The 22,643-nt window shown below is 73.1% G+C and carries 8 protein-coding genes; 3 read left to right on the top strand and 5 right to left on the bottom strand.

The window, feature by feature from the left end:
• Positions 1-119 precede the first annotated feature (119 nt).
• Both V6U88_RS29650 and V6U88_RS29655 read left to right on the top strand, forming a co-directional pair.
• Positions 120-437 carry a hypothetical protein gene (locus V6U88_RS29650; RefSeq protein WP_334458200.1) on the top strand — a complete coding sequence of 106 codons (318 nt, stop codon included), beginning with the start codon at positions 120-122 and terminating at the stop codon, positions 435-437.
• Positions 438-459: 22 nt separating this feature from the next.
• Positions 460-1,209, top strand: coding sequence for a hypothetical protein (locus tag V6U88_RS29655; RefSeq protein WP_334458201.1), 750 nt, complete (start codon positions 460-462; stop codon positions 1,207-1,209).
• Between the two features lie 151 nt (positions 1,210-1,360).
• Here V6U88_RS29655 and V6U88_RS29660 read toward each other — a convergent pair whose 3' ends face one another.
• Positions 1,361-2,038 (bottom strand): hypothetical protein, encoded by a 678-nt coding sequence (locus tag V6U88_RS29660; protein ID WP_334458202.1) that lies wholly within the window; start codon positions 2,036-2,038, stop codon positions 1,361-1,363.
• A 17-nt stretch (positions 2,039-2,055) separates the two neighbouring features.
• On the opposite strand from V6U88_RS29660, the gene V6U88_RS29665 reads away from it, so the two are divergent.
• Positions 2,056-2,313 (top strand): transcriptional regulator, encoded by a 258-nt coding sequence (locus V6U88_RS29665; RefSeq protein WP_334458203.1) that lies wholly within the window; start codon positions 2,056-2,058, stop codon positions 2,311-2,313.
• Positions 2,314-3,075: 762 nt separating this feature from the next.
• Here V6U88_RS29665 and V6U88_RS29670 read toward each other — a convergent pair.
• The 4 genes from V6U88_RS29670 to V6U88_RS29685 are packed head-to-tail and all read right to left on the bottom strand — an operon-like array spanning position 3,076 to position 22,643.
• A complete protein-coding gene (locus V6U88_RS29670) occupies positions 3,076-4,755 on the bottom strand; it encodes a hypothetical protein (RefSeq protein WP_334458204.1) in 1,680 nt (559 codons plus the stop codon).
• A gap of 11 nt (positions 4,756-4,766) precedes the next feature.
• Positions 4,767-9,428 (bottom strand): DUF3892 domain-containing protein, encoded by a 4,662-nt coding sequence (locus V6U88_RS29675; RefSeq protein ID WP_334458205.1) that lies wholly within the window; start codon positions 9,426-9,428, stop codon positions 4,767-4,769.
• A complete protein-coding gene (locus tag V6U88_RS29680; RefSeq protein WP_334458206.1) occupies positions 9,421-14,499 on the bottom strand; it encodes a DUF3892 domain-containing protein in 5,079 nt (1,692 codons plus the stop codon). The genes V6U88_RS29675 and V6U88_RS29680 overlap by 8 nt, the downstream gene beginning before the upstream one ends.
• Positions 14,496-22,643: an alpha/beta fold hydrolase gene (locus V6U88_RS29685; RefSeq protein ID WP_334458207.1), complete on the bottom strand. Its 8,148-nt coding sequence runs from the start codon at positions 22,641-22,643 to the stop codon at positions 14,496-14,498. Before V6U88_RS29685 ends, V6U88_RS29680 begins: the two co-directional genes overlap by 4 nt.

The raw sequence follows: 22,643 nt of genomic DNA on the forward strand, positions 1-22,643 counted from the left end.
GCCACACTCCACGTCGCCGCGATCAACGAATGGCTCTGAACCAAGCTATGAAACACGGCCTAGCCCTGTTCCGGACCTACACACTGGCCCGCGCCCGCAACCGCTCCTGAGGTGCACGAATGAACGAACTGAACGTCATCACCGATGCCGTCCGCGCCGAGGGCGGCAAGTGGCTGAAGCTGTCCGACCAGGTAGCCGCGATCAAGAGCGCAGCCGAGCAGCTGCACCTCGACGCATCGGCCTTCTTCATCGGCGACGCAAACGTCCTCATCCACTCGGTCGCGTACCGGGACTTCCACACCTTCATGATCGACGTCCTCGGTGGCGCCGTCACCGAGTTCGAGCAGATCGGCGGAGCGCTCCGGCGCATCGCCGACGAATACGACCGCGCCGACAAGGTTGTCGCCCTCGACCTCAACAAGATCTACACCGCCTGACGACGAAGGACACGAACACCCGATGCAGCCTGGAACCTCCGACATCGAGTACGGCGAGCCGTTCAACATGGCCTTCGACCAGATCCGCTCGGGCATCGACACCGCCGTCGGCAAGTTCAACGAGATCGTCGACCAGGTCAAAGAGTGGAAGTGGCTCCTCGGACCGGCGGCGCTCTGGTGGATCAAGCACAACCTGGACGCCACCCGCAGCGCTCTGAACGCCGTCCTCGACCACGTCGACCGGGCCCTGGAACATCAACTACCGGTACTCTCGTTGATCAATACCAGCTTCCGCTGGGTCAACGACGTGAAGCGGCCCGTCTCCGACCTGTCATTCGTCACCACGGAACCAGTCGACGAGAACCTGGCCAAGTGGACCGGCGACGCGGCGAGCGCCTACAACGCCAAGGCCGTCAAACAGAAGGCCGCCATCGACGAATCCGTGCTGAAGTCAGAGTTCATCAGCCAGTGGCTGTTCAAGATCGCCAAGGCGAACGTCGACTACGCCGTGGAACTAGCCAAGATCGTCACAGGCCTCGCCGGCAAGCTGGTTCAGGCCGCGGCCGAGGCAACCACCGTGATCGACCTGCCCTGGGCCATCTCCACCCTCGCAGAGTCCGTCGGTGACTCCGTGACCGCCGGCCTGAACACCCTGCTCACCATCGCGCAACGGTTCGTAGACGCGTTGGGCAACGTGCGGGACATCGCCACCCAGGTCGGGGACTACTCGAAGCTGCCGGGAGGACAGTGGCCGCAAGCCGTGCGCGGCTGAGAGGAACCCACCCCTCCGGTATTGGCGCCAATCTCCACCCGACTCCAGGATGGCGGGGCCGGCGGAGGATAAGTGCTCCTGACTTGGCGGTGGCATCGACACCCGCCGTGCCCGACGCGCACCCTGCCGAGCGGCTCGCAGGCCCGCGGCATCATGCGGTGGGCACGGACGCCTGGGTCGCCTTGAGCAAGGTCAGGGATTTTCCGGCCAGCGTCTCCGTGGGCGTGTAGGAAGCAGCACCGACGGCCAGCCACACCTTCACCACCAGATTGCCGCTGCGGGCGTGCACCATGTACTCGGCGTACCGGAACCCCGGCTCGGACCGCTTCGTGAACGCCTCCGCCTCCTCCCCCACGTTCGCCACCGCTCCCACCGACGTCATGCCCGTCGCCTGCCGGGTACCCCGGTAAAGCAGGCGAGCCTCGTCCTCAGACGCGGGAGTGGACGCCTCCACCCGCAGGTTCGCCTGATAACCCGCCTTGGTGCGCATCTCGAACAGGCACGCCGCCCCCGGCCGTCCAGCAGGCGGCTTCGGGTCGGTTCGCGTCACCGTCACACCAAGGTCCGCCAGCGGCCCAAGATCTGTACGCGCACACAAGTCCACGTCGACCGCCGTGTAGGAGGGCCTGCGGACCGAAGTGGAGGCGCTGGGAACCCCGGTAGATACCTGCGCCTCTGCCGACGGAGCAGCGGTCGGGGGGTCCCCACCGCCGCCGCAGCCGGAGACCGCGAAGACGACGAGTGCAGCAAGCAGGCAGGGAACACGGGGCGACACCAGCACGACCACGAACATACCCGCTGTCATCGGCCGGAACTGTCCGTGCAACAAGCGGCTATGGTGCCGGCATGAGCGCCCGTGAAGCCCTCGAACAGATCACGCGCACCCGCACCGTCGCCGCCAGCGCCATCCTCGGCAACCACGCCGACCTGCGCGCGTATCCCTACCGGCTCCTGTCCATCGTCTCCCACCACGGAATCGGCGGCGATCAGGTCACCCAGGCGGTGGCTGCGGCAGAAGTGCTCGAGAAGTTTGGGTGGGAACTCGTCACCGTCTCCGAATTCGCCAGCAGCAGGATGGTCTACGCCATCATGCGCCGCCGGTGAGTGAATCCGGCTCCCAGCAACGGCGCCACGAAGACTTCATGCCGCTGGTGGTCGCCCAGGTCGCGGGGAGCGGGCTGCTCCCAATCTGCTCCCAATTTAAGGGGCAGATGGCAGAAAGCCCATTACCGGCACTTCCGACGACGGGCTTCTGACCTGCAAATATTCATGGTGGCCGATACTGGGATCGAACCAGCGACCTCTTCGGTGCGAAGCAGGGCGCTGCACCGACTCTGACCTGCAAAAACGAGAAGCCGCAGGCAGGGGTGGGTGCAGTTGCGTGCCGTCGGGTGCCGATCAATGCGGTTGAGGGCCGTTCAGTGCACCCTGTTGCTTCCAACCTGCTCCCCCGATCCCCGGCTCGTCACCAGGGTTGCCCGCCGTCAGGCTGAGATGGACCGTCCTGCAGGTTGTTCGGCATCGAATCTGGCTACTGGCCCGAGCGGCCTTGGCTGACGCCGACGCCCGCCAGCGACCGTTAGCATCAGGCGCTCCCGACCTGCTCCCACGGCCCGGTTGTCGCCCGGGCTCACTCACGGATGCCACGCCTTATCTGCGGCAGATCCGGCTCGTGGCCACAGCTTTGCTGCTCTTCGCCCCGTAGACGTCGTCGAAGTGCGCCGCGATCTCCCTGGTCGTCAACCCGCGAGCGGCCAACGACAGCACGAGGTAATCGGCGGCCGGGACTTTCAGACGCAGGATCCTTGAGGAGATTCAATGCCGTTTGTAAGGGCGTGCCAGGGGCAAACGCCTGACGGTTTCTCGTCAATCGACATGCCGATCGGCGGCGGCAAGCCGGTCGAACACGAGACCGCTCGAGCTCTCCCCTCGGCCCGGCCGCTTACGACGCCCCAGCCAGAGATATGACGAGCCGTCCGTCCAGCGAGCGTATTGCCAACTCCGAGTGACCGTCACTCCTTCCCGGGGCACCTCCTCCTCGAAGAGACTCAACGGTTGACCGGGCATCAGCAAGCGCCCCTCCGGCTCGACCTCCACCTCGCCCTCGGGCGTCGGCCGTCGGACCGCGCCACGGCGCAGTTCGATCCTGCCGGGCGACAGCTCATGCGGGAGCAACGGAATCCAATGGTCCGGTACTTCGGTCATGAGACGGTAGGCGATGGGATCGTCCGGCCCTGGTTCGTGATCCGGCACCTCGGCGGCGCGCCGCGCCTGCCACTGGGTGAAACGGTCGATGCGCCCACCGGCCACGCCCTCAACGACGCGCTCGATCGCCCAGGCAAGATTTGCCCGCTCATCTCGGGTCAGCAGCACCTCTTCGACGGGTTCGCCTTCGAGCGACCAGCCGAGAGCGGGCGGCAGGAAGAGCCAATCGGCTCGGCGTTCGTCGCCCGGCCCGGCGTCGTGCAGGGAGAGTTCGAACATCGACCACTCGGGATCGCGTACGCGGTCGACGAGCGTCCGCTCGCCGAACGTGTCGATGACGACGAGGGAGTGCACAGTCGTCAGCGAGCCCACGGGCAGGTCGACCGGCAACACGTACCAGTCGTTGCCGTAGACCGTCGCGAACTCGGCGAGCAGCATCCGGCCGAGGTCCTCCGGCGCGGCCTCGATGCCACCGAAGTCGACCTGGCTGTCCTCGAACTGCCACCAGCGTCGGGCCGGCATGCCCGGGTAGACGACAGGTGCCGCGAGCGCGGTGGCCACGACATTCTCCGCAGACGCGGTCGGGGTTGACTGGCCAGGTCGGGCGGTGAAGCTGTGCCACTCCAGCCGACCCTCGGCGTACTCGGTCGCCTCCAAAGTGACCGGGGTGCCGTCGGTCTGGGCGGAAACGGCAAACCCGTACTCCTGTCGAGACGGTTGCCAGGTGCTCTGATCGTCAAGGGGGCGGGTGACTAGTGCGTCGTACCAGGTCAGCCAGGTGCGGGCAATCGCGCGGAACGCGTCGCGGTCGCCGGCGTCAACGGACAGCGCGGCGGGCAGCGCGCCGGTGGCGAGTGGCTCGCGGAAGGCGGCGGCCATCTTGTCGCCGTCGGGAGCCCGGCCGGTCATAAGGGTCAGGTAGCGGAAGCTGTCCGGGTCGGTGTCCGCGGCGGGCGGGGCGATCGGATAGGCCGTGCAGAGCATGCCGCGGTAGCGGCCCAGGCCGGCGTGGGCGAGCAGCCGCACCAGGTGCTGGCCGGCGTCCGACGCCAGGCGGGCGTCAGGTGCGGGACCCTCGCGTTCCACCAGCGCCTCCAGCGGGACGCTCCCGTCGTACGGGCGCTCGGGTTGGCTGGGGTCAGATCCCGGCCGCCAGGCAGTGAGCCGGTCGGCGCGCCCCCGCAGGCGCGCCGCGATCGGCGTGCCCGCGTCCTCACCCTGGAACTCGCCGACCTGCCACTGCCGGCCGAGCAGCCAGAGCGGGTCGTGTACCCGCGCCTCCAGCGAGGGCCGCATGTCGACGCCGCGGGCTCTCGGCTCCAGTCGGGTCCAGCTCGTCACGGACGACACTGCTACTTCCCCTCGGTGAAGTCGGTGGACACGACGTCCCTCTTCAGGTTGAGCGCGAAGTACGCGGCGGGCAGGAACTGGCCGATGTCGGTGAGCGCGTCCGGGTCGATCGGGTGCAGCGCCTCGAAGTCGACCAGCCGCAGCCGGGCGAGGTCCATCGCCTCGAGCAGGGTTTGCTCGATCAGGCGCCTGCTCCAGGAGGTGCTGGCGTCGGGCGGCACGGCCAGCAGTACGGCCTGGGGGGCGCTGGCCGCCGGGGTGTCGAAGTGGTAGGCGACGGCGGTGGTCTCCCGGGCGTTGGGGATCACCTCGGTCCATTCGTCGACGACCAGCCCGGCGGCCCGGTCGAACCGGGCTTCCGGCGCGGCGTGTACGACCAGTGATACCCGGCTGCCCGCTGGCGTGCCGGCGGCGGCCTTCAGGCCAAGCCAGCGGTCGTGGTCGGCGGAGGGTCGCTGCGCGACGGTGAGCGAGAACGAGTCGCCTGTCTGCAAGGCGTCGGCGTACGACAGTGCGGCGACGAGACGCTGGACGCCGGGCCGGACCCGGGCGGTGCGGGTGGCCCAGGTGACTGCGGCGAACGGGTCGTTGCCCAGCAGCGCGGTGCTGTCGGCCAGGGGCGGGTTCACGGCCGTCATGTCGGCTGGTACGAACGCGGAGACGACTGGGAAGTTCTCGCCGAACACCGCCCTCAACCGGTCCCGGTCGGTCGTCGACGCGGCCGCGAGGCCTTGGCGGCGGGTCACCTCGCCGAGGGCGGAGGTGGCCTGCTGGGCCAGCGCGGCCGTCGCCTCGGCGGTGTTGTCCGGTGCCGGGGGCACGGCGAACGGAACGCCGAGGGCGGTGGCCTGGCGCAGTCCCTCGCGCAGCCGGGTCGGGTCGGTGAGGGCCTCGGCCGCCGCGCTGAGGGCGCGCACGGCGTCGGTAGCGCGGTCCTGCAGGTCCGGGTCGGCTGGTGTGGGCACCGCCGGTGCCTCAGGAACGGTGAGGTCCCGCGGCTCCAGCGCCCGGGCGGTGGTCACCAGGGCGCGGGCGGCGCGGACCGCCTCCAGGAACTCCGGGACGGTGACCACCTCCGGGGCCCAGCGCGGATCCCGGGCGTAGTCGAAGGTGAGCCCGGCACGGGGGCCGACGTCCGGCCGGGACCGGAGCGCGGCGATGAGGTGCTGCTCCAGCTCCGTCGGCTGGCCCTGCCCGCTGCCTTCCGGCATCAGCACGTAGTCGAGCGCGGACAGACGCAACGCGGCGAGGTCCACCAGGCGGTACAGGAAGCTGCCGTCGGGTGCGTCCACCCGTACGCGGCAGCGGACCCGGTCCGGGGTCGGCAGCAGGCGGCCTAGCCATGCGTCGAGCCGCGGCGCGGCGGCCTGCCGGGCCTGGGTCGCGTCGACCGGCCAGCCGGGTGCCGGCGTGGTGTCGCCGAGCGCGACGACGAGCCGATGGGTGACGGCGGTGCCGGTACGGGGGGTGCGCATGCCCTCGAGCTCGGGCGGCGGGGATTCACCGCCGGCGGTGGCGTCGAGGGTTGCCGCGGCGCGCAGCGGCTGGCCCTGCACGGCGTGGTGCACGGACTCGGCCAGCAGGGCGTCGGCGAGCGCGTCGACGGCATCGTCGAGGTAGCGCAGCACCTCCTGCGCGGCGTCCCGCTCGGCGGGGTGCCGGGCGTCGAGGCCCAGCGCGTCGAGGCGGAGCTGCCCGGACCGCCACAGCCGGTGCAGCGCCAGGCCGTCGACCACGTCAGTGGCCGCCACCGACTCCTGGGGCGGTTCCCCGGCGGCGACGCGGGTGCCGCGGACCGGTGCCAGGGCCCGGAAGTCGTCGAGGTAGGCGGCCAGCGTGCCGACGGGGTGCTCCTGGAGGGCGCGTTCGAAGCGGTAGCCGAGCAGGGCGCCTACCGGCTGGCCCTGCCGTACGCCGTCGAGGAGCCAGGAGGCGAGGCGTACCCGGCGGGACGGGAGGTCGACGGCGAGGGGGCCGCCGGCGGCGGTGGCGTGTGCGCGGTGGGCGGCCCGAAGCACGGCGGCGGTGGTGGCCTGGCCGATGGAGGGCGCGTGGATGAATCCGGCGTTGTCCGGCTGGCGGTAGACGGGCTGCTGGTCCTCGCCCTTCGGGCGCGGGAGGACCTCCTGGCGTGTCGGTCGGGGGCGCAGATCCTCGACCCAGGCGTACGCGCCCAGGTGGATTCCGCCCGCGGCGGCGGCGCTGCGGGTGCGCATCCAGCGCAGCCGGCGAGTGGCGAGGGAGGTGAGCCACGCGTCGAGGCGGTGGGAGCTCAGGGGCAGGGTCTCGCGGACCAGCCGGTCGTTGGTCTCCGGCGTCAACGTGGCCAGCCGGGTGAGGGCGGCGCGCAGCTCGACCAGTCCGGCCGTCGCGGTGTCGCCGGACTCCGGGTTCATGAGGTAGTCGGTGAGGTTGCGGCTGGCGCCCGACGGTGTCCGTACGGTCCGTGCGAGCCGTTCCCACAGCGTGACCGTGGTGCGTCCGGGGAGGATGCCGATCAGTTCGGGGTCGAGGTGCTCGCTTGTGGGCGGCGGTGGCGTTTGCCGGTTCAGCACGCGGGCCGCGGCCATCGCGTACTCGGTGAGCATCGCGTGGCGCGCCAGCCGGTACAGCAGTGGCGTCTGGCCGTTGGGGGCGATCTCGCGGCGGTCCCGCAGTGCCTCCGGGGTCGCGGTGGCGATCTCGGTCAGGTACTGGGCGGGGTTTGGGCCGGTGGCGGCGGCCACCATCGGGGAGCCGATGGGGAAGGAGTTGGCGCCGAACACAGCCTGGCCGACGCGGGGGTTCCAGGCGGGCAGGCCGAGCCGGGCGCGCAGCGCGTCGGCGCCGTCGCGCAGCTGCGAACGCCAGTTCTCGTGCAGGTTGAGGTCGGCGAAGCGCCACAGGTAGGCGAAGTACTCCATGCCGAGGAGGCTGCGGCCGTAGATCTGCTGGGCGGTCGGGGCCATGCCGAGGATGCGCAGCACCGTCTCCTGCGGATCCGGGCCGTGACCGGCGACGTGCGGCAGTCCCGCCACCGCGGGCGTCCACACATCCCGGCGGAGCCGGGCGAGGAAGTCCACGACGGACGGTGGGATGCCCGGCGGGTCGAGGTCTCGGGTCTCGGTCGGCTTCCATGCCGCGAGCGGGGTGACCGGCAGGATGCCGTAGGGCTGGTCACCGACGCGCACCGCCGGCAGGGGGCCGCCGGCGCGCACGTACGCCTGGAAGTGCCGGCGCCCGGTGGTGATGGCCGCGTCGGCGAACATCGGGTCCATCTGTTGCCAGAGGAAGCCGCCCCAGGTGGCCGGCCAGAGCAGGGTGTTCATCGCCCGCGCCTGGGCTTGCTCGTCGCGGGCGGCGTCGACGGCGCGGGCGAGTGCCAGCGGGCGTCCCGGCGGTCCCGGCCGTCGGGACGGGCCGGGGCGCGGGTCGGTGGAGTCGAGTCCCAGGCCCAACGCGGACGCCAGGATGGAGGCGTTGGCCTGGGCGTCGGCGGGCGTGCGGTCGGTGTCGGTGACCCGCAGCGCGGCGGCGCGTTCGGGGCTGCGGCGGCCCGGCACCCGGGCGGCGGTGGCGGTCTGGTTGGTCGGTGTGCCTTGGCCGACGTAGGTGAGGCCGTGGGTGTGCTGGTGCGCCTCGAATAGGTCGGCCAGTTCTCGGGCGGCGGCCAGTGGGTCCGGATTCTCGCGGACGCCGTACACGAGCAGCCGGTCGATGCCGCCGGTCAGCAGCTCGGGGTGGCCGGCGAGAGAGAGCGTGATCGCCATGCCCGCGCGGCGTGCCTCCTCGAAGTCGACCATCCAGCGGGTGGCGGCGTCCACCGGCAGGGCGTCCGGGGTCAGGTTGCCGGGGTTGAAGCCGCGGCCGGGTCCAATGACCAGGGGTTTGCGAATGGGCGCGCTGGTCGCTTCCAGGCGGATGGCCGGCGGTCCATTCACGATCGCCACGACGTGCCACCGGTTCGGTAGGGCGGTCGCCCGGGGCGCCCGCGTCCAGGTGTCCGGGCGGCTGGTCGGACTGCCGAAGCGCGGGGGTGGGTCCAGATCCTCCTCGGGTGGAACCGCAGTGGTGGGGCGGTCGCCCGGGTTGAGGGGTTCCAGGCAGCGGGCCACCCAGGCGGCGCGTTCGGCCGGCAGCCGGGTGACCAGGTCGTCCCAGGCCGCGGCCTGCGCAGTGGCATCGCCACCGGACCGCCAGACCGCCTCCCAGTACCGGTGCCCGGCGCTTAGCTCGTCGGCGGTCAGCTCCGGTTCATGGGTGTCGACGTGGATCTGGTCGGGAAAGACGCGTACCCGCAGGTCGGTGCCGGCGAAGCGAGTCTCGATCCGCACCGGCAGCAGCGCAAACGGGCGGGCAGCGTCGTGCGGCAGCAGGTCGGACAGGGCGCTCTTGGGCAGGCTGGGCAGGGTGCGGAGGTTGTCCCCGAGGCCGCCGCCGGCCCGGGTACGCAGATACTCCCGGCCTCCGGGGCCGTGGACCACCACCACCTCCGCTGCGGGCCGGCCCGGCGGCTGCACGTACAGCCGCTCGCCCCGCCGTACGGCCGCGACCGCCTCGGCCTCGCTGAGCCGCCACCAGCGGCCGTCGGGATACTGCCCGGCCACGGCGGTGATGTTGTGCTCGATCCTGACCACGTGGGTGATGCGCCACTGTCCAGGCGTGGCGGGCAGCGGGTCAGACATTGGCATCCTTCGGCAGGTCGGGCAGGGCGCGGAGGTTGTCCCCGAGGCCGCCGCCGGCCCGGGTACGCAGATACTCGCGGCCACCGCGGCCGCGGACCACCACCACCTCGGCCGGAAGCTGGCCCGGCGGCTGGACGAACAGCCGTTCGCGCAGGCGTACGGCCGCGATCGCCTCGGCGAGGCTGAGCCGCCACCAGCGGCCGTCCGGATGTTGCCCTGCCACCGCCGCGACGCTGCGCCGGACCCTGACCACGTGGGTGACGTGCCACTCCCCCGTGGTGTGGGGCAGCAGGTCGGTGGCGTGGATGGCGAACAGCACGGGCCGTTGGAGGGTGATGTGGGCGGTGTGGGCGGCGTTCTCGGCCCACCGGAAGGTGTCCGCGCCGGGACGGTCGTCGCGGACCGACAGTGTGGTGTCGCGGGGGAAGGGCACGGTCAGCGGCACGTGGGTCAGCGTGTCGAGGGCGGCCTGGTTCGGGACGACGGCGGCCCAGTCGAGGTGGTTCCACGCTGGCGGCGCCTCGCCCCACGCCGGCGCGGCGTCCGGTTCGTCGAGCCCGAACCGGGGCTCGGTGGGGTGTTCCTGGAAGGCGAAGAACCAGCCGGCGTCGGTGCCGACGGTGCCCCGCGCCTCGGCGACGGTGAGCGGGAAGCCGAAGAATAGGATGTCCGGGTCGATCGAGCCGTGGAAGTCGGGCGGGAGGGTGGTCGTGCTCAACGTGCGACGTCCGTTGACGTAGGTCGCCCGGATCGCGGAGACCACCGTGTTCGGGTATCGGCGCAGCAGTTCGCCGCGGATGACGAGCACGGCCATGTCGGGGCCGCCCACGCCGGCGGCGGAGGCGCCGAGCTGTGCGGTGGGCCGCCACCGGTCGATGGGTGGTATATCGTCGCGGGCGTCTGTCCGGTTCCAGAACTGCCGGAAGAAGGTGCTGGTCCGGTCCGCCGGCACCTCACGCCAGAGCAGTTCCCGGGCCATCTCGTGGTTGAGCCCGACCAGGAACGACTCGATGAACGCGGGTGTGGCGCGCAGCAACGACACGGTGTCCGGGGGGATGCGGTCGATGCCGGGCAGCAGGTGTTCCCGGGCGATGTCGCGCACCAGCTCGTAGGCGGGCACGTCGAACGAGGGCGCGGCCAGCACCGGGTTGAGCCGGTCGGTCGTGGGCACCCGGGTCAGGTCGACACCCTGCACCCGGGCCGCGACGCGCTGCTCGACCCGCCGTGCGGGCTGCAACGCGGTACGGGTGGCGGAGGCGATCGTCTGTAGCGGCACCACCGCGTCGTCCGCCGCGGCCAGGCGCTGCGCCACGGCCAGGACCGCCTGGTGGTCCTTGGCCGCGTCGTGGAACGCCTGCGCGAAGACCTTCCTCCGGTCCATCAGCTGCGGGTCGAGGTCGCCGATCGCGACGCCCGCGCCCCGGTTCTCCCAACCGAACCAGCCGGGAATCCGCTGGCTGGTGCTCCATGCCCGGGCCTCACGGGTCGTCGGGTTGAGGTCTCGGCCCACGCGGTACCAGCCGGTGTTGCTGGTCGGTCCGTTCTCCACGAGCAGCACCACCAGGTCCGGGCGTTCGTTGCCGGTGAGGTCGGCGACGGTCAGCGCCACGCCCTGCAGGGCGGCGGGGAGGGGGCCGCCGCCGACGGCGATGGGTACGCTCCATCCGCCGGTCACCCGGCCGCGGGCGTTGAGCCCGAACCCGATCCGGTACGTCGCCTGCAGGCCGCCACCGGCGGCCCGGGTCACGTAGAGCACGACGAGGTCCGGCCGCAGGTCGCCGGTGACGTCGGCGACCGCGACGCCGATGCCGACGGTCGGGGCGCCGGGCGCCGGCAACGGCTGCGACTCGCTCCACCCCTGGGTGACGTCGCCGGCGGCGTTCAGCGACCATCCGATCCGGTAGAACGCCCGCGGCGATGCCTCCTCGCTGACGTACGCCATGATCAGCTCCGGGCGGTCGTCGCCGTCGAGGTCGGCCACGTCGATGTCGGTGTCCCGGACGCGCACCTTTGTGGTGAGGGCGCCGCCGGAGGTGATCGTGGTGGCCACCGGTGTCGGGCAGCGCTTCACCGGCGACCACGAGGTGGGTGCGCCACCGGCGCCGAGGTCGAAGCCAACCCGGTAGGTGGGGAAGTTGCCGCCGCCGTATTCCTGGATCCACAGCGCGACCAGATCCCGGCGAGGCGCGTCGCCGCCGCGACCGCGTACGTCGGCCAGCGCGATGCCCATGCCCTGGGTGTCCGCGCCGATCGAGTCCGGCATGGGGCTCAGCAGGTTCCACCCGCCGCGTACCTCGGCGTCGTACCCCAGGTCCGCGCCGACCCGCTCGTGCAGGCGGTCCCCGCCGGCGGCGGCGTCGACGTGCGCGACCACCATGCTGCCCATGAGCCCGAGGACCGGGCGCCATCGCCGGTGCTGGGCGGGCGTCGCGTTGGGCGCGCCGACGCCGGGGCTGAGCGGCGGGCCGAAGTCGGTCCAGGTGCCGCCAGAGCCCTCCAGGTAGTGGCCGTTCACGGCGGTCACGACCACGCCGTCGGGTCGTACCGCGCCGCGCAGGGTCTGCCCGGCGGTGAAGCCCGGTGGGGGTGGCAGGAACGGCTGCCAGGTGACGGTCAGCGCGTTGGCGGTCGAGCCGAGCAGTACCTCGCCGCTGGTGGTGCTGATCAGGATGCCCTGGCCGGGCAGTACGCCCAGCAGGGCGCCCAGGTCGGTGCGCGCGCGGGTCCAGCGCAACGCGGGCGGGGACAGCTGGAGGCTGTAGATCCACAGCTCGTTCGCGAGCCGGCCGCCAGCGAACCGGCGGATGTCTTGAGTGTTAACCGCGAAGGGCTGGGCGCCGCCGATCGGGGCGGTGGTGGTGATGCCGCGCAGCTGCGTCCACTGCCACGCGCCGCTGTCGCTATTGATCGCTCGGCTCCACAGGTAGCCGTCGGTGCCCGGCACGAGCAGCGACCAGGCGTCCACGCTGCCGGGGCGGCCGGTCAGACGCACGCCCGGGTTCCCGTGCGAACTCCAGCCGCCGGCGCTGTTGAGCTGGTACAGGTTGCCGTCGGTGGCCACCACCCACACCATGTCGTAGGTACCGGTGCGGGCCAGGCCACCGCCGATGGGGCGGGAGTTCGCCCAGGTAGTCCACGGCGCTACGCCCCCGATGACCTGCAGGTTGTCCGGCAGTGGGAGGCGCTGCCAGGCCCAGCAGTCGCCGTCCCAGGCCAGCTCCCAGACCTGCCGGTCGCCGCCGGTCACATACACCCGCAGGTCACGGATGGCGGCGGGCGCGCTGGCCGCGGTGGTGCCCGGCGGGTTGCCGTGGTCCTGCCAGCCGCTGAACGCGCCCTGCGTGACCCGCGACATCAGCCGCCCGTCGGTGGTGGTGACGAACACCCGGCCGGGCATGAACGCGCCCGGGAAGGCGGCCCGCGGGTCGGCCGGCACCGGTTGCTGGGTCGGTCCCGTCGGCGCCGCCATCCAGAGTGGAAGCTTGACCCGCGTGCCGGTGAGCGCGCGCATCGTCTCGCCCGCCGACAGGGCCTCCGGCGAGGCCATGCCCGGCGGTACCGGCAGCGGCGGGGTGACGGTGACGTCGCGGGCGGCGAGCCGGGCCATCGGCCGGGCGACGGTCTCGCCGGCCAGCCGGGCCAGCGGCCGGCCGGGGCGGGTGACCTTGCGGAAGGCGGATGTGGTGGTGGCGCGCACGGCCCGGCCGGCGGCCAGCTTGGCGGAGGTGCCCAGCGCCTGGTGCACCGGGTCGGTGATCTGCAGCAGCCGGTCGTCCGGCAGCACCGGGCCGGGTCGGGCCGCGTCGATCCGCCGGTCGTAGATCGCCTGGTCGACGGTGCGGGCGAGCTGGCCGTAGCGCAGCGCCTGGTTCAGCTCCCGCAGCGCGGCCACCTGCTCCCAGGCGGCGGCGACGAGATCCTCCTGGTTGTCCTGCACGGCCCGGGTACCGAGGGCGGCGATGGCCCGGTAGCGGGGGTCGAGGTTCAGCTGCCGTAGCCAGTTGATCTGGTCGGCGTCGCCGCCGAAGCGGCGGCGGCCGGTGTGGATGAGGCCGTACAGCGGCGGGATCACCTGGTCGGCGTCGGTGGGCTCGAGACGCGGGCGCAGGGCGGCCTCGAACGCCGCGCGGGCCGACGGGTACCAGGGGGCGGCGAGCGTGGCCGGCGAGCGCAGGGCACCCTCGAGCTCCACGACGGCACCGGGTCGTCCGGCATCGATCGCTGGCAGGCCGCCGCCGGGCCTGCTGACATCGAGATCACGTACGCCGACCTCGCGGGGCAGCGGCCGGCCCTGGAGCCGCTCGACGAGCGCCTCGAAGCTGCCGCTGTCACCGGTGGAGAAGGACCAGTGGTGGTAGACGGGCAGCAGCGGGGCCTGCCCGCTGCCCGCGGTCCAGGCCGGTCGCAAAGTGGTGCGGTCGACATTGTCGAGGTCGAGGCCGAGTCCGGTCTTGCGGCCGGGCTCGAAGGCCGGCACGAGGCAGGCCAGGTAGGCGCGGCGGGGTTGCAAACGGCGCGGGCAGATCAGGCGCGACAGCGTCCGGTCGGGAGCGGTGGCGAGCAGCCGGTCGACGCGGGCGTCGTCGAGTGCCCCGTCGAGCGCGACCTGGGCGTGTGCCCACAGGTGTGACTCGGCGAGGTCGGGCAGTTGTTCGAGGCGGGTCTTCAGGGCCGGCAGCGCGCCGCCGGGGAGCAGTTCGGCGTGGTCGCGTTCCACCACGACGAGCACCAGCCACGGCCGCAGCCGGTCGCGGTCCGCCGCGGTGGCCGGGGTCAGCAGCCAGGGCAGGTCGGGCCGGTCGAATTCCACCAGAGGAAACAGGTGCGGTGGGAACGTGTCGTCCTCGGGCCGGGGGTCGGTGCGGATGATCTGCCGGGTGTCGAGGCCGGTCACGTCGCCCGGGCCGTAGAGGCGGGCGGCCAGCCGCTGCGGCGTGCGGGTGTTCACCTTGACGGCGAGGTCCACCGGCGCGCCGGCCGGCAGGTTGCCGGTGAGCGGGTCACGGGCGGCCCCACCGGCGGCGATCCCGCTGCGCGTCCAGGAGAGGAAGGCGAGAAGTCCGTCGGTCATTCGGTCACGCCCAGACCGAGGCTCGGGCCGGCGAAGCGGCCGGCGCCGGCGCGTCGCGCGGGGGACGCGGCGGCCGCCGACCGCTGCACCTGGACCGCCAGCTGGTCGCCGGTGAGTCGGCGCAGCCGCGGGCGGCGGGCCGCCCGGGCGGTGAGCTGTACGCCGTCGGGCTCGTCCATCACCTTCTCCTCGTAGTCCAGGGGCGCCGCGCGGACCTGCCACCGGTCGCGCCCGGTCGTGCTGGTGGCGAGTCGCTGACCGGCCGGCATGCGCCGGAACGAGGGCTGGTTGAGCCGTTCGTCGTCGGTGAGGACGAAGAACTGCCCGGGCGCGAACTGCTCCTCCTGGATCGCCTCGACCGTGGCGGCCGGGCCGTTGACGAACACCTTCACGTCGAAGCGGGTGTCGTCCTTCGGCCGGGCGGTGCCGAAGCGTTCGATCACGGTGGCCAGCGGGACCACCCGTTGGGTGAACGCCAGCGTGCCCAGCGGGTGCGCGAGCAGTTCCCGGGCGCCGGGGGTGATCTCCCGCAGGGTGACCAGGGTGTCGCTGCTGGCTGGCAGTTGGGCGCTCCAGCTGCGGACGTCCGCCAGAGCCGTCTCCAGCATCGTGGCGACGTCGGCGGGTTCGGGCAGTGGTGGCGCGTCGGGCCGGCCGAACGTCACCTCGAACGCGACAGAGACGTCGATGAACAGCACGTGGAAGGTGGCCAGGCCGTGGGCGTGCCAGGGCCGCGGGCCGGACAGGTGCAGCTCGACGGTGACGGCGAACAGCAGCGTGTTGCCGTGCCGGAGCTGGACGCCGCCGGTGATGTCGACCTCGAACGCGAACGGTTCGAATTGGAACAGGGCGTCGAAGCCCAGCCACCCCTGGATGTTGAACCCGGACGCCTCCGCGTACAGCTCCAGCCGGGCCCCGAACTGGGCCGTGTTGGAGGTCAGCGCGAGGTAGGACTCCAGGCGTATGCGAGGGTTGTCGCCGGTAGCCAGGCTGATCGTGAGCCGGCGCAGTGCCGGAAAGCCGACCGGAGCCCGGAACCGGGGATGGAAACCGCCCGCCGACAGGGCGAACATCGGGTTGCGCCCCCACGAGGCCCGTAACGCCATGTCGCCGGTGATGTCGAACGCAGCCACCCGGGAGTCGAACAGCGACGCGTCGAAGGACAGCTCACCGCGGTCGAAGTCTACCGTGCCGAGGACGTCGAGGTTGAGGGCGACGACAGCGTCCCGCTCGTCGGGCAGCACCATACGTATCCGGCCCATGATGATCAGCCGCACCGGTGCCGGCAGATCGAGGATGACGCCCAGGGTGACTGTGATGATCGGTGGGGTGCCCCAGGCCAGCTTGCCCATCGGCCCGATCAGGAACCGGCCGGGCGCCTGCGGGAAGACCCGGTTGAGGTCACTGATCACCTTCGGGGCATTGGCGACCAGGTCGGTGGGGAACAGCACCGAGCCGAGCGTCCCCTCCCGGACGCCGGCCCGCAGCACCGGCAGGTCCGTGGTGCGGTTCAACCCGAGCAGGCCGCCGACGCCGATCAGGGTGAAGCCGAAGCCCAGCTGAATCGGGGTGAACTCGGCCGCGATGATGATCAGCAGGGAGAAGCCGGGCGACCCGTCGGGTGCCCGGGTCGTGATGATGCCAACGGCCTTCAGCGACACCGCCGCGAACTGCAGCTGGACCGCGCCCGAGTACTGGTGCAGCGCCTCGTCGTGGGCGAGGTAGCCGCCGCCGGACACCACTCCCGCGTCCAGGGACAGACCGGCGCCATCGGGCGCCCGGAACGCCAGCCCCGCCCCTGTGGCGCCGAACCGTGCCTCAATCCCGACGCGTTTCACCACCAGGTGCAGCGGGCCGAGATCGGCCTTGCCGCTGACCGCGGCCGCCACGGCCGTCGTACCGGCGCCGATACCCAGGCGCAACCACATCTCGGTGAGCTGAAACAGCGCCGCCCGCACGTCCAGCGGGATGGTCAATTCCAGGCCACCGGCCGCGGCTGCCCGGTGCAGCCGCAGCCCTTCCGGCTGGCGCCAGGACACGGCGAGGTCGAGCGGTGCCTCCACATCCGAGGGCAGGAGCTGGGCGATGAAGGAATCGGCGTCGGCCGCGGACAGCACGAGGTGGGCGTCGTCGAGCTGAGCGCCGGCCCCGAGGCCGGTGACGGACACCGCCGGCGCTCCGTGAGGATCGACGAAATTCGCGGTGGCGAACGCGAACACGCCGAGCGCGCGGATCCGCAGACTGGTGTCCAGCAGCGGCGCGTCCCGGCCGGAGAGGACCACGCCGAGGCCGGTGAGCTGCAACGCCGGCCGCAGCGCCGGCAGGGTCCCCGACGGCGGGTCGGCCAGCAGCCACAGGGTGACACCGGCGGCGGGGTCGGTGAGCCAGTCGGTGTCACCGAAACGCAGGCTGACCCGCAGGTCGCCGGCGTCGACCGGCTGGCGGCCGGTGAGCCGGACACCGTAGCGGCCGCCCTCGGCGACCAGCGCCACGTGCAGGTCGGCGAGGGGCACGGACAGGCCGCCGGCGAGCGCGGCCAGTCCGCGCAACGCCATCTCGGGCACCGGCGGCGGATCGGCGGCCACCTCGGGACCGTCCGGCCCGGTCACCACGACGCCGGCGGCGGTGAGAATGGACAGCGCCGAGGGACCGTGCGCCCACCAGGGGGTGTCCAGGTCGTCGGCGAAGGCGGCCAGCACGATGGTCGCGACCAGCGGGACGGCCCAGCGTTGCACCAGCGCGATCGCGCCGTCCTCGGTCATGACGACGCCGGGTACGGGAGCGAGCGTGATCGCCGCGTCCGAGGCCTCCGCCGCCCCGAAGGGGAGCACCCGCACCGCGAACCGGGCCCGTCCGTGCACGACGTCGACGTCCAGGTCGACGTCGAGCGAGGGCCGCAGGAACGCGACCGGGGCCGGCGGACGCAGTCCCACCCGCAGGTGGGCGTGCAGTTCACCGTCGTACCCGAGGCACGCCTGCTCGATCAGCACCGGTCCGAGGTCGATCCCGGCGAGGTCGACCAGCACGATCGGTGATCCGGTGGTCGACCAGCCGGCAGTGACGGCAAGGCTGCCGCCGGCGAGGCCGACGGTCGCGCGGACGGCCGAGCCGAGATCCTCGACCCGGTCGAAGGGCAGGTCGATCGCCTGCAGCAGGTCCACGATCAGGGTGGCGACATCCGACGCCGATGCGGTCCGCGACTCAAGCCAGCCCGGCTGCAACATTCTGGCCAGCTCGGCGGTTCGGTCGGCGCGCAGGAAGCCGTCCGCGTCGTCGCCGTAGATGCCCAAGGCGGCGGCCACGGCCAGCGCGCCGTCGAAGACCGGTCCCGGCGGCCCGTCGGCCTTGACGGCGGCCACCATGGCCTGAAGCACTTGCGGCAGCAGGCGGGTCGCCGCCCCGGCCAGCGCGCCCACGCCGTCGACCTGCGGTAGCAGCGTGATCGGGGTGGCGCCGGCCGGAGTGACCGACAGCGCCAACCCGTGGCGGTCAACGCCCACGGTCACGGTCACCGACGTCCAGTCCCCCGGCACCGCTCGGGTCAGGCTGAGCTGCCCGGTCGGGGCCCCGGCACCCGGGCCGGTGAGCCCGACGCCAGCGCCGATCTCCAGCCGTTCGTCCGGGCCCAGTTCGATGGTGGCGGTGAGCATCAGTCGCACCGGATCGGCCACGGCGTGGACGGTCAGCCCACCGGGCAACGCCAGGCCGTGGGTGGTGTCCAGGCCGAGCAGGTCGCCGGCCGCGCCGAGCAGGTCGTTGAGCCGGGTCGGGTCCACGTCGCCGCCCGGGCCGGCGAGGATGCCCCTGCCGGTGAGGAACGCGGCTGGCGCCGCCAGCAGCCGCCCGAGCGGCAGCAGCTTGCGCCCCTCGGGCAGCAGCGCGCCCGCCACGAGGGAGGCGACGGCGTCGAGCGCCGCGTAGGCCAGTGCAGCGGGAGCGCCGGGCGGCACGGCCGGCGTGGCGGCGGTGGGCAGCAGCACGATCGGGTCGACCCAGCCCGGGATCTCCGCGGTCAACCGGCCGGTCGCCGCCGTCCAGCGCGCGGCGAGCGCACCGGACCGGGCGGTCGCGTCGGCTTCCGTGACACCCGACGGGAGGGAAAGGGTTCCGGTCAGTTGCACCGGCGGCAGGTGACCGGCCGAGGAGAGCGGCACCAACGTCGCCGTCCAGGGCCCCGCGCTGACCGTCAGTTGGGTGCCGAACTGCGGCAACGCCACGCGCCACGGCCCGCCTACGGGGCCGGTCACGCCGACCGTGGGCAGCAGCAGATCGGCCAGCGCGGTGGCCGCCCCGGCGAGGTACGCCGCGGGCACGGCGGCCAGTTGCCGCAGGGCGGCCGGGTCGAGCACGTCCGCGCCGGCCGGAACCAGCCCCGCAGTGCGCAGGGCGTTCACCACGAGCCCGGGTACGGTGCCGAGCGGCAGCGGCGCGGTGCGGTCGCCGAGCCGCCGCAGCGCGGCGTCGAACGACACGAGCGGCTCGATCGGGCCACCCAACGTGACGTCGTGCAGGTCGGCGATCGGGGTGACCGTGCGGCCGCCGTCGCCGGCGCTGCTGATCGTGACCCCCACGCGGGCGGCGCGGACCCGGCCGGGGACCAACCATCCGTCGGAGGTGCTGAGCCACGCCTCGGCCTGCAGACGGCGTCGGCGAGGCACCGGTGGCGCCGTCGGGTCCAGCAGCACCTCCGCCAGCGGGACCCGGACCCGGGCGGCCACATCCGGCACCGTGGGTCGCACGGACAAACCCAGGGCCAGCGTGCGGAGGGCTTCCGTCGCCGGGCCGGCGGCCACGTCGTACACCTGGCGGGCGACCTCCGCGGCCAGGTGTGGCACCAGTGCGGGCCCGGCGACGGCGCAGACAGCGAAGCCCGGCGTGGCGGCGTCGGCGTGGTCGCCCGGGAGGCCGGCGAAGGCCGCCGTGGCCGGCCCGCCGGCCAGGAACGCCACTGCGCGCAGCGGAGCGGTACGGCCATCGGGCGCGAGGGTGGCGGCGAAGCGGACCGCGTCGGCCAGGCCGGCGTCGGTCACCGGGGTGAGCGGGCTGCCGGCATGCGGTGTGCCCAGCGTGATGACCCCGGCGACCCGGTCCGGGTGGGCGGCGGCGAACGCCCGGGCGGTGACGCCGGCGGTGGAATGGGCGACGAGATGCACCCGCGGGTGGCCGGTGAGGGCGCGGGCACGCTCCACGACCCGGCCGAGTTGCCCCTGCAGGCTCAGCGGGTCGGCGTTCCGGTCGGCGAGGTCGACCGTGTACGTCGGGGAGACCGCCCTGGTTTCGGCAAGGTCGACAGTCATCGGGTCGACGCCGGGAACCCGCAGGTGGAAATGCGCGTCGGGGGCGTGCTCCGGGTCGATCTCGGCGAGCAGCGCGCGCCAGGCTCGGTGGTCGGCGAACGGTGCCGACACGAGCAGGACGCACCGGTCGTCGGGCGCGGCGGCGGCGTCCAGCTGGTGGCGAACCTGGGCGATGGCGTTCGGGTCGCCGGGCAGGTCCTGGTGGGCGCAGGTCAGCGTCTCCCCCACCTGCCACGCCGGGCCGACCGCGACCTGGGACCAGTGCGGTACGACGCCGTCGCTGTCGGCACACCAGCGGGCAAGCGCGTCCACCGCGTCGCCGAGTGTCTCCGGTTCGCGCCCATGCAACGCCGCGGACGGGGCGGGCAGCGGGTCGGCCATGACCCGCAGCCGCTCTACGAGCGCGGTCCCGGTTTCCGCGTCGAGGAGGTGGCGGGCGTAAGCCTCGGCCCAGCCCGGTCCCGGGCCGGTTTCCCCGGTCCACAGGAGCAGCTCGACGCGGTCGTCGGCGGGCAGCACCAGCCGCCACGGGTGCTCCTCGGTCCCCCATCCGGCAGGCAGGGGCGGCAGGAGGGCGGGGTCGAGGGTGTCGGCGCCGCCCAGCACGGCGGTCAGCCAGCGCAGCGCGGGCACCGCGAACGGGATCCCGCCGCTGGACACCCCAGTGGCGAGCTGTCGCAGCTGGTTGCGCAGTGCGGGCACCGGGTCGCGGAGCAGCGCAGCGAGGTCATCGTCGGGGCGGCCGGACAGCAGCACCGGCCAGTCGCCGGGCAGGCCGGGTAGCCGCCGGTGCAGGCCGAGCAGCGCGGTCGTCACCGCCGCCCGGGGGCCGCCCCAGCCCAGCGCCGCCTCCGCGACGAGCAGGCGCAGCAGCGCGGCGAGAACGTCCGGCGGGACGCCGATGCCCAGGTCGGGGGCGGTGGGGTCGAAGCCGCCGGGTGCGGGCACCGTGATGTCGACCGGCCCGAGCCGTTCGCCGTCGGCGCGCAGCGTGAGGTCCGCGACGTGCCCGTCGATGCGCAGTGCGGTCCCGGGCCGCCAGCTGGCCTGCAACCAGGCGCGTTGCGCATCGAGTCGGGTGCCGCCTGGGGTCACCACGGCCGGTGGGACCGTGCCGGCGGTCAGGGCCACGCCGGGCAGCAGCGCGGTGGCGGTGGGGCCGTCGGTCAGGTCGAAGCCGAGCAGCCCCGCCCGCGCCGTGAGGTCCACCCACCCGGTGTCGGCGTCGAGCTGGAAGCCGATCCGCAGCCCGTGCGCGTGCGGGTCAGCGGAGCCGCGCTCGTCCCAGGCGGCGAGGTCCACCTTCACGCTGCCGGCCGAGGCGAGCCGTACCCGCCACGGGTCGATGCCGCTGCCCGTGCCGCTGACCTCGCCGTCGAGGCCGGCGAGCGCGGCCAGCTCGGCCAGCAGCGCCGACCACCGGCCGGGGTCGTCGAGGACCGCCCGGTGGAACGCGGCGATCGCCCGCGTCGGCGCGGACGCTAGGTCGGCGATCGCGACCCGGTGCGGTGAGGTTGGGTCGGCCGCCGGGGGGACGAGTCCAATCAGCGCGGCGAGCGCGTGACCGGGACCGGTCGGCCCGAGCAGTTGGCTCAGGGCGTCCCCGATCGCGGTCGCCGCGGCCGTTTCCACCGCGTCGGCGCTGGAGAGGTCCAGCACCGGGTACGTGTTGCCGCCGAGGGTCACCTGGTGCAGTGCGAGGTGCGGTTGCACCGCAGCGCCCTGCCAGCGCAGCCCCGCGGTGACCGAGCCAATCTGGACGGTGCCGGACGGCGGCAGCTGAGGCACCGCGGCGAGACTCATCCCCGCCTCGGGCAGAATCACGGCGGCGGCGGTGCCGCCCGTCGCGATCGCCGCGAGGGTGGCGCCCGCATCCAGCCGGACCGTGCCGTCGGTCAGCTCCGCGCGCAGCCCGATCAGGACCCGGCCGGTGTCGCCGGAGCCGGTGCGCGCCAGCGTGAGCACCAGCCGCGGCCCGTCGGCGATCGCGAGCAGAACGGCTCGGAACGGCTGCTCCTCGGTGCCCTCGCCGGCGATCGTGGGATCGGCGCCGGCCAGCCCGGCCAAGTGACCGAACCAGGTGCGCAGCACGGCCGGGTCGGCCGTGAGCGCGCCGATCCAGTCGCGGAAGGCGGTCGGGTCGCTGCCGAGCCGTGCGAACGGCAACGCCGGCACGCCGGCGATCAGCCCGAGCACGCCGGGCAGGTGGACGACCACAGGGTTGTTGCCGACGCCGATGCGCTCCAAGGCTTCCCGGACGAGCGCGACGAGAACCGGCGCGGCTCCGGCGTCCAGCGCCGCCGGGTCCAGCTCGACGGTACGCGGCAGCCCATCGCCGAGGTCGATGTCGCGCAGGACGATCCGGACGGAGCCGCCACCGTCCAGCTCGACGCGGGCCAGTACGGAGGCGTCGATGCCGGTGGTGGCCAGGTCGAGGCGTACCTCCAGCGGGCCGGCCGCGGTTCCGGCGATGACGGTCAGCTCGGACGCGGCATCGACCAGGGGCAGGGTGAGGACCAGGGCGGCGGTCGGATCGCCCGCGCCGGTGCCCGCGCGGGCGGCCACGCCGAGCACGTCACCGGCGACGGTCAGGTAGAGCCCGAACGGGTCCTTTTCGAACAGTGGATGCCAGGACTCGCCCGGCCTGCCGAGCCCGGCTACCGGGGGCAGCGCGAGGTCGAGCAGATCGAGCAGGGCACGGCGCTGCACCGGATTGGCGACCATGCCGCGCAGGCGACTGATCGGATCGGCGAACCAGTCCTGGTTTACGTTGCCGTCGCCGTCGACCATGCCGATCGCCTTGGCCAAAGCCACGATGCGGGGGTCGACGCCGGACGGGGAGGTCAT

This window comes from Micromonospora sp. CPCC 205739, from assembly GCF_036906795.1.
Classification (GTDB): Bacteria; Actinomycetota; Actinomycetes; order Mycobacteriales; family Micromonosporaceae; genus Micromonospora.

Excerpts from the sequence above, each read along its gene's own strand:
- V6U88_RS29650 (WP_334458200.1), top strand. The coding sequence starts at position 120 with ATGAACGAACTGAACGTCATCACCGATGCCGTCCGCGCCGAGGGCGGC.
- V6U88_RS29685 (WP_334458207.1), bottom strand. The coding sequence starts at position 22,643 with ATGACCTCCCCGTCCGGCGTCGACCCCCGCATCGTGGCTTTGGCCAAG.
- V6U88_RS29675 (WP_334458205.1), bottom strand. The coding sequence starts at position 9,428 with ATGTCTGACCCGCTGCCCGCCACGCCTGGACAGTGGCGCATCACCCAC.
- V6U88_RS29680 (WP_334458206.1), bottom strand. The coding sequence starts at position 14,499 with ATGACCGACGGACTTCTCGCCTTCCTCTCCTGGACGCGCAGCGGGATC.
- V6U88_RS29665 (WP_334458203.1), top strand. The coding sequence starts at position 2,056 with ATGAGCGCCCGTGAAGCCCTCGAACAGATCACGCGCACCCGCACCGTC.
- V6U88_RS29655 (WP_334458201.1), top strand. The coding sequence starts at position 460 with ATGCAGCCTGGAACCTCCGACATCGAGTACGGCGAGCCGTTCAACATG.